This window comes from Mycobacterium venezuelense, assembly GCF_054919535.1.
Map to the genome: position 1 here is coordinate 183,718 of NZ_JBONDW010000014.1, position 11,576 is coordinate 195,293.

The 11,576-nt window shown below is 62.3% G+C and carries 12 protein-coding genes; 3 read left to right on the forward strand and 9 right to left on the reverse strand.

The window, feature by feature from the left end:
• Positions 1 to 91: 91 nt before the first annotated feature.
• From ACRCUN_RS22785 to ACRCUN_RS22800, 4 genes are read right to left on the reverse strand one after another with little or no spacing between them, the layout of a single operon-like run.
• Positions 92 to 757 (reverse strand): VOC family protein, encoded by a 666-nt coding sequence (locus tag ACRCUN_RS22785; protein ID WP_462143883.1) that lies wholly within the window; start codon positions 755 to 757, stop codon positions 92 to 94.
• 11 nt (positions 758 to 768) lie between these two features.
• Positions 769 to 1,233 carry a hypothetical protein gene (locus ACRCUN_RS22790; protein ID WP_462143884.1) on the reverse strand — a complete coding sequence of 155 codons (465 nt, stop codon included), beginning with the start codon at positions 1,231 to 1,233 and terminating at the stop codon, positions 769 to 771.
• A gap of 1 nt (position 1,234) precedes the next feature.
• Positions 1,235 to 3,013 carry an FAD-dependent monooxygenase gene (locus ACRCUN_RS22795; RefSeq protein WP_462143885.1) on the reverse strand — a complete coding sequence of 593 codons (1,779 nt, stop codon included), beginning with the start codon at positions 3,011 to 3,013 and terminating at the stop codon, positions 1,235 to 1,237.
• Positions 3,010 to 3,966: a fumarylacetoacetate hydrolase family protein gene (locus tag ACRCUN_RS22800; protein WP_462143886.1), complete on the reverse strand. Its 957-nt coding sequence runs from the start codon at positions 3,964 to 3,966 to the stop codon at positions 3,010 to 3,012. Before ACRCUN_RS22800 ends, ACRCUN_RS22795 begins: the two co-directional genes overlap by 4 nt.
• Before the next feature lie 190 nt (positions 3,967 to 4,156).
• On the opposite strand from ACRCUN_RS22800, the gene ACRCUN_RS22805 reads away from it, so the two are divergent.
• Entirely contained in the window at positions 4,157 to 4,795 is a 639-nt protein-coding gene (locus ACRCUN_RS22805) for a TetR/AcrR family transcriptional regulator (RefSeq protein WP_462143887.1), read from the forward strand.
• A gap of 326 nt (positions 4,796 to 5,121) precedes the next feature.
• Here ACRCUN_RS22805 and ACRCUN_RS22810 read toward each other — a convergent pair whose 3' ends face one another.
• Together ACRCUN_RS22810 and ACRCUN_RS22815 are read right to left on the reverse strand one after the other, a co-directional pair.
• A complete protein-coding gene (locus ACRCUN_RS22810) occupies positions 5,122 to 6,258 on the reverse strand; it encodes a restriction endonuclease (protein WP_462143888.1) in 1,137 nt (378 codons plus the stop codon).
• 756 nt (positions 6,259 to 7,014) lie between these two features.
• On the reverse strand, positions 7,015 to 7,698 hold the full coding sequence (locus ACRCUN_RS22815) for a hypothetical protein (RefSeq protein WP_462143889.1): 684 nt from the start codon (positions 7,696 to 7,698) through the stop codon (positions 7,015 to 7,017).
• Positions 7,699 to 7,760: 62 nt separating this feature from the next.
• Between ACRCUN_RS22815 and ACRCUN_RS22820 the strand changes: the two genes are divergently transcribed.
• Entirely contained in the window at positions 7,761 to 8,033 is a 273-nt protein-coding gene (locus ACRCUN_RS22820; protein WP_462143890.1) for a helix-turn-helix domain-containing protein, read from the forward strand.
• A gap of 53 nt (positions 8,034 to 8,086) precedes the next feature.
• Here ACRCUN_RS22820 and ACRCUN_RS22825 read toward each other — a convergent pair whose 3' ends face one another.
• The gene (locus ACRCUN_RS22825) at positions 8,087 to 8,656 is read right to left on the reverse strand and encodes a hypothetical protein (RefSeq protein ID WP_462143891.1); all 570 of its coding nucleotides are present in this window, start codon (positions 8,654 to 8,656) and stop codon (positions 8,087 to 8,089) included.
• Between the two features lie 608 nt (positions 8,657 to 9,264).
• Positions 9,265 to 10,260 carry a hypothetical protein gene (locus ACRCUN_RS22830; protein ID WP_462143892.1) on the reverse strand — a complete coding sequence of 332 codons (996 nt, stop codon included), beginning with the start codon at positions 10,258 to 10,260 and terminating at the stop codon, positions 9,265 to 9,267.
• 681 nt (positions 10,261 to 10,941) lie between these two features.
• Here ACRCUN_RS22830 and ACRCUN_RS22835 point away from each other — a divergent pair.
• A complete protein-coding gene (locus ACRCUN_RS22835; RefSeq protein WP_462143893.1) occupies positions 10,942 to 11,070 on the forward strand; it encodes a hypothetical protein in 129 nt (42 codons plus the stop codon).
• A 253-nt stretch (positions 11,071 to 11,323) separates the two neighbouring features.
• Here ACRCUN_RS22835 and ACRCUN_RS22840 read toward each other — a convergent pair.
• The coding region (locus ACRCUN_RS22840) for a hypothetical protein (protein WP_462143894.1) at positions 11,324 to 11,576 on the reverse strand (253 nt) is incomplete at its 5' end.

Consider the following 11,576-nt stretch of genomic DNA (forward strand, 5'->3'; position numbering starts at 1 on the left):
TGCGAGGTGCCGGTGCAAGGCCAATACTCACCTCGACGCAATTCTTCGCGGTGCGGATGTGCCGGGTGCGGTGCAGTGCTGATTGCCTGTGTCAGAGTGTCTTCCAGCGGATGGTGCGCTTGCCCGCACGTGGCCGCCGGCCGCAAGGAGATGCAGAGCCACGGCGTACCAGCTCTGCTGTCGGCACGTCTGAGTCAACGAGTCGGGCCAGTTCATCGGGGTCGAATTCAACACCGATGGGGTTGTCGGCGAACTCGCCGCCCTCCAGCCAGTTGAGGAGGTCTGTGTTGTCGGTGAAGTTGTCAACCTGCAGTTCAAGACGATTGCCGTCGGGATCCTCGTAGTACATCGAGGTTGTCGGTCCGTGGTTGATGCACCACACCGGGTAGATCCCGCAGTTGGCCAGTCGAAGATAGTTGGTGGTCAATGCTTTTAACGTGGGATAGGTGAACGCTATGTGGTCGACACCCCAGAACTTGCGGTGCAGCCGCCACAACTGGCCCGGAATCTTCAGCAGTGCGGGTGTGCGGATCAGCGCTATTCGGTGATGTTCGTTGTCGTAGGTCAAAAACGTGAGGCGTCGGTGGTGGAAGGTGACGATGGCATCGAGGACCTTGCCGTACCACAGCGCCATCGCCTCGGGCCGAGGAGTTTTGAAGACAACGTGTGCCACGGCGGCAGGGGCGTTCGGCTGCTTCATGTTCTCCAGATCTTGCGGGGTGACCTTCAGCGCTGAGGTCGGATCCGTGGCTGCCATGGCGGCCTCCTTTACAAAGTGTTCGATCCGTCTTCTGGTCGGGTGGCTGTGCGCAGAAGATCGAGGATGTGAAGTGGGTCGACTTCGGTGTTGAGCGGGTTGCTCGCGGCGGGATAGAAAGGCAACCGAATCGCGACGTCGCAGCCATCGGGATCACGGAACCAGACTCGGATGCCTAACAAGTCATCGGTCGCCCGCAGGGCGGTGCTGCCCAATGCGCTGAGTCGGTCCACGGTTGCCGACGCGGCAGCGACACTAGAAGCAGCTACCGTGAGCGTGGCGATCCCGGCGACTTCGCTGCTGGCGTTCATGGTGATCGGGGAATGCTCTAGGACGACGGACAAGCTGGGACCCTCGGCTATTGCGGTGCGAGCTCCGACCGGGGTGAAGTCAACGTTGAGCAATGCAGACCACCAGCGCTGCATGGCTTCCCAGCGATAGGTGACCAACCGGATCTGTTCAATTCGCATGGACATGTCATTCCTCACCAGTTAAGCCCAGCTGCGCGAGGGCCAGCTCAAGACTGTGCCGTTCCTCGCCGTTTCCGCCGCGCAAGATGGCAGCGACGTGGCCGTCGGGGCGAGTCAGCAGCGCTATTGTGCCGGTAGCAAGCTCGGCGTAGACGGGATCTGTAATGGTGACCGCCCGCACGCACACGGGGTGAGGGCTGCGTCGAGCCGCGGTGATCCAGGGATGCGATCGGTCCAGATCAACGATCAGGGTGGGGGTGTCGGGGACGATGAGGTCCAACGTGGATGTGCGGCCGTTGGCGCTGACTATCCAGGCGTGAGGTAACCGGGCGCCGACGGCGATTGTCGGAGTGTATGTCTGCACACTGTCCTCGGCGTCGAATTCTGTTTCCCCTGACAGGAATCCGTGTCGGTACTGCACGCCCAAGTCCAGGCCCCAACTGCGATAGTGGCCGGCTTGGCCGGCGATGGCCGTGGCGGCTCGGGCGCGGACTCGGGTTCCAGGCCATGTCGGTAGCGCCGCGATGCGCAACCGTTGAGTCCCCATCGCAGTAAGCGCGTTGACGACGGCGCTGTGGGCTTTGCGGGGCATGGTGGTCAGCGTGCGTGATTCGGCGAGGCGCCCGAGGGCGTCGGTGCCGCGCCGCGGCAACCCCAGAGCGGTCAGTACCTCGTAGGTGCCCTCCAAGTTGTGCACTGATTGGGCAGCGTTGCGCAGGGCGACCGGTCGGCGTTCGGTGGTGTAGGTATCCAACAGTTGCATGGGCGCACTGGCGTTGAGTGTCCAGGCCACCTTCCAGGCAAGATTGTGGGCGTCATGCACGCCGGTGTTGAGTCCGAGTCCCCCGGTGGGGGGAAACCGGTGGGCGGCGTCGCCGATCAGGAAACAGCGCCGATTGTCGAAGGTGTCGGCCACCTGGGCCGTCATCGTCCAGCCGCGAACAGCGCGGATATTGATGTCGGTGCTGTGATCGCCGAGCGCTGCGTGGATCTTGGCTTGGCACACTGCTTCGGTGAAGTCTTCCACGGCCTGGGCTGGTGGAAAGTATGGGAATTGGAAGACAAATTCGGTGGGCATCTTGTGCACGATCAGTGTCGCGACGCCGGCGCCGGTGTGGGTCCAGATCACCGGGGCGGGCTTGTTCCACAGCAGGTGGCCGAGGTCGGCGGTGAAATGCACGCCGACCACGTGTTGCAGTACGGGGCCTTGCAGCCCGATTCCGCAGTTGCGGCGAACATGGCTACCTGCCCCGTCCGCCCCGACCAGATAGCGCGCCTCAGCAAGAGTTTCGGTGCCATCGGCGTCGCGTTGAAGGGTGACAACTCGAGTGTTGCGGCTGTCATGGTGGTGATAGTGCCCTTGGTAGGTGGTCGCCGGTCGAAAGTCGATCTCGGGGTGTTGGGCAATGCGTTCCCACAGCAGTGTTTCCAGCAGGTTTTGGGGCAGGTTGACCGCGCGGGTGGGGCTGATCGCTTCGAGATGTCGTGCCTCGTCAGACTCGGGGTCGAGCAGGGTGATGCGACCAAGTTCGGCTCCGGCCACGGTGGTGCTGTAAACGATGTCGCGCAGGTGGTGAAGTGGTGTTCCCAGCCGCCGCAGCTCATACTCCAGTCCCAGTTGTCGCAGGATTTCGACGGTGCGTGTGGAGATCACATGCGCGGCGGGGTGCGGTGAGGGTTCAGAGCGGCGATCGACCAGAACGCTGCCAATTCCGTAGTGGGCCAATAGCAACGCCATCGTGGCGCCAGATGGGCCCGCACCGACGATCAGTACCGGGTGGATCATCCGACGATCCGGTTTCGTTGCGTGCCCAGCGGCCCAAGTGTCATCTCCACAACATCTCCCACCTGTAGGAAAGTTTTGTGTTCGATCCCTGAACCGCCTGTGCAGCAGCCAGTTCCAATCACTTCGCCCGGCATCAGAGTCTCGCCGCGAGACGCCTCGGACAGGATTGCGTCGATGCCGTGATACATATCGAAAGTCGTGCACTGGCTTTGGCGTTCACCGTTGACATTCACCGAACCGCGCAATGCGCGCGGGTTGTCGATTTCGTCAGCGGTCGCGATCCAGGGTCCGAGCACATTGCCGGTGTCGAAGTCCTTGCTCTTGGCTGGGCCCATTCCGGAAAGCAGTTCTGCAGCCATGAGGTCGCGCGCTGAGACATCGTTGAGCAGCGTGTATCCGAAGACGTGGTCGTCGGCGTCGGATGGGGCAACGTTGGAGCCTGATTTGCCGATCACCACGGCGAGTTCGAGTTCGTAGTCGAGTTGCTGGGTGAAGGAAGGGGCCACAATGTCGTCGTGTGGCCCAACCACCGAGAGGTGGTTGCCCTTGTAGTAGGTCGGGCGCCGGTACCAGCGACGGGGCGGGACCAGGTTCGCGGCGGCGAAAGCCCGGCCCGCCACCGATCCGGCCCGCAGTTCGACAGCTGCCCGAAACGCGTTGCGGATGTGGCCGTCATAGACGCTGAAGTTGCGCATCCGGCATGGCGACAACGGAGCGAGCAGCTGCACTTCTTCGAGGCTGTGTACATCGGCCATCGCTGGCGTTCGCACCTTGGAACGCACCGCGTCAAGCGTGGGTTCACCGGCGCAGACTAGGGCTGTCATTGGCTCTGCTGGGAAGGCGAACTCGTCGAGAACACGGGTGACATCGAGCAGGTGCCCCGGATCGATCAGGGCACCCAGGCGCACATCCGAGAACTGGGCGCCGAGCGGGGCAAACCGACCGAGAAGCATCGCGCCTCCACACCGAATGACTAGAACAAATGTATCGTTTTGTTATAACAGATCTAGGCTGGCGTGTCATGGCATCCACCGTCATGCGCCGCGACAGCAGATCCGGGCTATCTGCAGTCAGCCATGCAACGGGAGGAGCGAGAGTGTGATCTGTCGCCAGCGTGGTGAGGTGGGGTGAGATCCTGAGACAGTGACCGCATCCCCTCAACGCGACCCGGCGCAATCGCCGAAGTATTCCGACATCGTTGCCGCCGCTCAAGCACTGTTCGGCGAAATCGGCTACGAGAAAACCGGAATTCGCGAGATCGCCGATCGTGCTCACATTTCACTAGGCACCATCTATGCCTATTTTCCCGACGGAAAGAGCGGCGTGCTCAGCGCAGCCTTGAACGAGCGTGTCGAGCGGCTCATCGACTACGTCGCACAGACCGACAAAACCGAACCGCTGGAGATGTTCCTCGATCGCGTACGGCGGCTCAATACCGAGATCGTGCGCGATCCATTCCTGCGCCGGCTGTTCACCGACCAAGAACGCGTCACCGAACCACGCCTGCGCGAACGTGGGATAGAGATCGTCAAGACGTTCTCCGATCTTGCCGTGGGCGAACTGGAATCACTGACTGCGCAAGGTCTGGCTAATTGCCGTGACCCGGAAGCGATTGAGATGCTGTTGCGAGTCGCCAACGCCGGCTGGATCGCCGCCCACCATGCCGGTGCGCCCATCGTCGAACACGAGCGCCTGCTCGACGCCCTCCTGGACTCCGTTGCCGCTCTGATCCGAGTTCAGCCATCGGCACGGTCGCGTCGGGCAAGGCCCTCGGTGCACTGACCACCGACGTGAGCTTCGGCGTGGCGTGGCGACGAAACGCGTTGCATTGACCGAGGCCTAGGCTTCAGCCCCCGAGGGCGTCGCTGTACTCGATGGTGTTGATGGGAATCGAAGTTTGGGCCATCGGTTTCAGTCATCGGCCCGGGTTGGGCGCGCGGGCAGCAACGGACGGTGCGCGAAGTTCTGGGAACATCGAAGGATGGGCGGACGACCGACGGTCACGCGTCGGGTGGTGGCTCATCCGGGATGTATCGGACGTGCCGTGTCGCACAATTCTGCTCGGTACCCGGAACGAGGTCCGGGTCGTCCTTCGGGTTGGCTGCTGGCTATGGGTCGGCAGGTGCGGTGTTCGGCGTGTCGGGAACAGGGTCGCGCCAGTCATCGGGTGGTTCTATTCGTGCTCGTACGCCGGCGTGAGTCTCTAGCAGGTAGAGCAGGTTTGCGCCTTCGATCAGTTCGATCGGCTTGTTCTGGGCGAAGTCGAACGAGGCCTGGCCGTAGCCGCTAGTCGTGACAAGTATCCCCTTGGACGCACCCTCATTCTGTAGCGTCCCGTAGAGGTCTCGGACTGCGGATACACCGACGGTGTTCTTGTAGCGTTTTGCTTGAATGACAACTTTTCCGCCGAATATTGGGCGGGTGTCGTAGGCGATGCAGTCCACTCCACCGTCCCGGGATGCGCGGGTTTGACGTGCTTCCAGCCCCATCTTGGTGAAGAGATTCTGGATGAGCCCTTCGAACTCAGTGGGACTGAGCTCCAGCAGGTTGGGGCGGTCGTCCATCGCGCTAATGGCATCGGTGGCGGCGACGAATCTTGGGTCGACCATCGAGAATTCGAGGACCGGCTTGACGGGCGCGAGTTCGGTGGGGCTCTTCGAGACTCCTGCCGATAGGTGCTTGAGGCATGCTTGCGGGTCGACGCTGGCCAGGTTGATACCGGCATAGGTGTCTCGGGTCACTCTGACGGTGATGAGGCATGGCCGGGCTGGTTGTCCGCTGCGGGGGTCCGGGGTGTCAACGACGCCGTTCAAAACGGCTACGTCGATCGCACCGTCGAAATCAGAGGCGAAGGTTTGGGCTAGGAACAGCAGAGTGAGTTGCGCGATCGCGTTCGCGTACAGTGCCTTCACTTGACTTGCAGGCCGCGCGGTTTCGGTGATCTGGTTGCGGCTCTTCACATAACGGTATGTCTTTGCTTTCGGGATGACGGAGACATCGGGCAGTTCGCATTCGATGACGAGCTGGTGCGATTCCGGTGTGTAGGCAGCCCGCGCCGCAGGGTGATAGTCGAAATCGAAGGTCATCTCAGACAAGGCGGATTCGGCATGGTTGACGACGGATTGCGGATCGTATGGGCCGCCGGGGCTGCTCGATTTGATCGGGCCCACCGATGCCAGGCCGTCGGCGAGGATGTCCGTCAAGGCCTCGACGGTGCGCTCAATGAAAGTGTTCTGTGCGGCCACCTGTGGCTCGATGCCGTGGATCTGCGCGATGTCGCGGCAGAGGTTGGCACCCCGTGGCCACATGCCGGCTTGGCGCTCTAGATCCCTGGCCAACGCCTCGGCTTGTAGTCGCATCAACGTGGCCTTGGCGTATTCGAGTTCCTGGATGCGCCAACGTTCCCGCGTGGCGTGTGCGCGGCAGGTGGTTGCGTAGCGGTGCTGCATGTCAGCGAGAATCTCGGGGCTCTGCTTGGGCAGGGGGACGCCGTACCCGGGTGGCAAGAAGGCTTCGAGGACCGGCGCGGGTTCTGGACACTCCAGGTAGCGAACTCGCACTTCCACCTTTGTCCAGTCGTTCTCGACATGTTCGCGCCGGTAGAACCTATCGAGCATCGCTTGGGCCGAGTCGAACTCCACGCGTTCTGACTGCACACTGGCCAAGGCTGTATTCGACCGCGCTCGCAATTGCTGCAGAGCCTGGTGCGCTCGTTGTTCTTCGGCGGCCCGCGCTCGATACTTATCGAAAATCCCCACGACCCCGTATACCACGCTGACTATTCGACCGTTGAGCCAACGACGGCAACATGCGAAGTTTGAACGGTGCTTTTCTGGCGCGTCACCACAACGACGCCCGCATGACGGTCATCGAATGCTCACGCGGGGAGACACTTGGCGGTACGGCTGGGAAGTACTGCAGCTTCGGCTTTTCGGTATTTCTGACTGCGTTTCAATGCGCCCGGCGCCCGGCGCCCGGCGCATCCGAGCGGCCCCATGCGCTTAGCCGTCGGTGAGGGCATGTAGCCAGGGTCTATCGACGTCTCGACGTTGAAGCCATTCTGCGGCGACTTCACCGCCGGCCAGGCGTAGGCGCTCCCGACGCTGTCCCCAGGCACGTTCTATCGCAACATTCTGAGCCTGCTGGTGCTGCTTGTAGAGCTCACGCTCTGCGCGGGTGCTGTGCGTGTAGCAACGGGCCGCAAACGATCCCGAACCCAAATAGATGACCGAACCGCTGCACGGAGAACCCGTTTTCACGGTGATCGCCGTGCAGCGTGGACGTGGCCCATGGGTCCTGGGGGCGGTATCGGCTCGCGGAGCCTGACGCAGTTGGCGCTCGACGGTGTCGATCAGATTCTCCACCGGCTGCACCCTGGCCGCACCAGCCTGCACAGCTGCACCGTGTCGGGCGAACACGGCCTTGGGCCGCGATGGGCCGCTCGACCACGACTCATCGAGCTCGGCCCCCTGCCCTAGCAGGCTGGCTGCGCCAAATGCCAGACGCGCTGGTTCACGCACCGCATACAACTCCGCTGCCAGCTCGTCGAAGTTCAGATCAACCTCGCCAACCAGGGCGTCCAACACCAGCTGGCATTCCAGCAAGCAGATGCGCAGCTCGTCGAGCAGAGCCAGGGCAAGCGGGGAGGCGGACTCGGTGATGGGAGCGGACAGGTAGTCGGTCACAGCACGGCAATGTACTACTAGTGGGGCAGACTTTGCCGTGCGGTCTGCCGCTACTGGGTTGCGTGCCTACGCGACCCAGTCAGAACGATCCTGAGCGGGTGGCCACGTGGGCCCACCACCGCCGCGCCGTAGGAGCCAGGATCCGCGCCTTGCGGCTGGAACGTGGCCTCACCCAGGAGGCCTTGGCCTTGCGCTCAGGGGTGACTCGCAATGTCTTGATCAGCGTGGAGCTCGGACAGCGCGGGCTCCTCTATGAGCGGTTGTTCGATATCGCCGACGCCCTTGGGGTCGCGGCCGGCCAACTTCTCGATGCGACCACGGATTCAATGCGCTAAGCCGCTGCACACGAGGGCCTCTACTGGCGACCTACCGCTCACCGCGGTCGCCATCACCAATCCTTGTTCTCGTATAGGTACTGCCGCAGGAGCTCATTTTTGGATGTGTCGGATATGAGCAGCACTCGTGCCACTTCGGCAGCGGCGGCTAATTCGCCTTGCAGTTGGGCTATCTGGTCAATCAGTCGTTGCTGCGCATCATCGGATGACTGCGGAATCGATGGTGTTACTGCGGCGTCGGTGAGCTCACGGGCCTTGAGCCTGCGAAGTAGCGCGGCACGTTCCTCCACGATCTCCTGGGCATACACCCGTGCCGGCCGTGTCGAACCGGGTACCTTGCGGTAACGGCGCTGCTTCTCCACGCGGGTACGGATGGTGTTTTCCTCACAGCCCAGCAGGTCAGCCGCTTGGCGGTAGGTGAGAACACCGGGATCGGTGCCATCAGAGGTGGCCACGTTGGCAGTCTCACCTACAGGCGCCAACTCCACAAGAATTGAATCAAAATTGATATATGCGGCCGAACCATGTGAAATACGAGGAGAAAGTTGGGCCGATACCTTATCGATTTCGTATAATAGTTGAAAATAGTTGACTGGTAGAGGTGCGCAAAGAGAGATTCCCATGGGACCTGTGGCTGATCGCGGCGCGATGATCGGCGCCATGGGCAGTCTGATCGGCGGCAATCCGGCGGTCTACGTTGCCCAGGCGGCCCGCATCACCGGCGGCCGTGGTGACGCTTTTGTGCGCATCGATGCCGGTGAGCACGAGCGTCGCTGCCTCAGCGGGTTGGGTGCGATCACTCAAATGTGGATGCTCGACGTCCTGATGAATCTTCCGCTGGACCAGCCTGTGCGGGTCGCTGACCTCGATGCTGGTGAACGGTGGGCGCTCGAGCGGATTCCTGCCGCCGCGGTGCGCCGCGACGGAGTGTGGGTGACTCGACTGTGCCGACCAGTAGCAGAGATCGCGGCGGTGGTGGTGTGGGGTCGACGGCTTGAGCCGCTGCTCAAACGGACGGCACCTTTTACCCGGGTGGCGCAGCGGATGATCGTCCTAGACCAGGTGCCCGCCGACTTCGATGAGATCGCCTGGCAGGCATCTTTCCAAGGCACCGGGGTCTGGTCGTTGACCGCCTACGGGGCCATCGAACTCGTGGTCGCCGAACCGGTTCGGCATCGCTACTACACACCCGGCCGTTGGCAGGTCAACGAAAGTGCTTACCGCGCATGGCTCAGGGCTCAGCCCACGCCGGCGCAGTCCAGCCAGGCAGATCCCGTCGGATCAACGCCACCAGGGTCCGGTCAATATCCACCTCGCGCTGTGACCGGTCCAGCTCGCGGTAGCGGTCAGCAGCTTCGGTCCGCTCCGAGCTGAGCCAGGCGTGCCGCTCGTCTGGTTCCAGCAACATCAGCTCGGCGCACAGGTACGCCGCAGCGTGCACGTTGTGGGCGAGGATTCGGTTCTTGTCGTCCTCGGACGGCAAGTACTTGGTGGGTGGGAGCCCGCACACCGCGCACGCCGAGGGCACCGAGTCCAGATACCAGTGCCCGTAAACTACGGGGCTGCGGTAGGTCAACAGGTCACGGTGAAAGCATCCTGGCACGTGCCCGATCGCGAAACCGTTGTTGGACGAAGTGCCCGGGGCTGCCGGCCATCGCATGCCCGAACGAATCCCGACCGCGACCAGCCCGGCGCCGGCGCACAACGCATCCGAGGCGATCAGCGCATCGACACCGAGAAGCCAGGCACCCGGATGATGGCGCAGCACGGTCTGTAGGGCCGCGACCCGATCGCTGTTGGCCAGCGCTTCCCGCCCGCCGGCGAACACGAACCCCAACCGAGATTTCCGCAACGGCGCCAATTCGGCCAGAAACCGGGTGACCACGCCCGGATCGAGCATCGAGGCATGCGTGGGGATCAGACCGACGACCTTTCCATCGCCCGGCAATCCGACCGCCAGTGCATCACGCAATGCCTGTAGCGCCGCCCAATCTCCTGTTTCGATGAACAGCGATGGTGTGAAGACGGCGTCGGCATTGCTCGCACCCAAATAGGTGCTCGCCCATGTGGCCTGGCTCATCGCGGTCAGCCCGTCGGGCGGCAGATCAAGGGGCCGCGATGGCGTGCCCGACGTATGCCGCCACCGGCCAGGATCGACGATGACTGTGGAATCTCGGCGATTGCCCAGCGCCTGCCGGATCTGCTGAGCCTTTGACTGGTCGCGCACGACCACAGCAATGCCACTTTGGGCAGCCGCACTCAAGGCTGTGGGCAGACTTTCACGGTCGGTATACACCGCGACTTTCGGCGCCAAAGGCTCCGGAGGCGTATCGACGAGTCCCATATCTTGATTGTCGCAAATAGTGCCGACACGATCGTCTCCCCGATTCTGAGGGAATTATGGCAACACCAATCTCGCCCGGGTCTTTGTGGCCAGCTGTGGCGACCGCGCTCAAAAAGCTGGTGCAGATTTCGCAGCGTGGCCTGCGCCTTTAACTCCAGCGGAAGTCTTGCTCGTTGCGCTCGCGGCGAAAGCACCCACACTGAGAGCACAAACACGTAGTGGCCCGACAAAAGGACGAGAACTGTGACACCTTCAGACCGCGAAGCGAGCGAAGCTCTGATCTACCGACTCATTTCGGATATACAAACGCAGCTCGGTCACCTCCATAACGGAGTCGACCAGACAAGGCTCGTTTGGCGGGGCCGAGCAGCTAACCAATTCGCCGCCCGCATGCACGCCGAGCTTGTCCAGGCCAGCACCGCGCTGGAGGATATTCAAGCCACTATCGACCGCCCGCCATGGAAACGACTCGCATGACCATTCCGACCTGACGGCACCCGATGAGCGGCAGACCGACGGGTCATCGGATGGAACCGGACGCCGCCAGCGTGCGTCTAATCGATCGTGGACGAACAGGACCGCCAGATATTGCTCGCCGAGGGGCTCGATCCCGATGATCCGCAGGTAATCGCGGCGATTGACTTAGTGCGATGGGACTTGTCGCTCGTGTTCTCCGGCGATGCGGTCGTGTGAACGCTGCCACCAACGCAGTGAGAGCCACCGGCCCGCCTGGTCGTTCGAGGCGGGATCGACGCTACGGACAGCTACCCAGACTCGGGCCCAACGAGCATGCGTTCGAGCTTCGTCTGCCTCACCTCGCACGCTTGGATGTCTGAACGCCTGCGCTGCCGATGAAAAATTGCCGCAGGATCTCCATGCTGTCGTTCGTGGCGGGTAGGCGGCCATTGGCTAGTCAGATACGACGCATAGGCTTCAGATTCCGCGTCTACTCCTGCGGGTCATCGGTCTGGCCGTCCTCTGCTTTGCTGCCTGCCTGAGCCTTTCCGATCGGCGTTGACCACATGGTCTTTATCACTGCCAATACTGGGATCCCCAGCAGGATCGCGCCTGCGAGGTTGTTACCGAGAGCAAAGAAGGTAATCGAGGCGGCGGTGAAGATGAACAGAAACAGCACCGCGCTACTTCGGTCGGACCGAGTTTGTGCGATCTCGGCATCTACGAGTCGGTCGAGGCGCTTG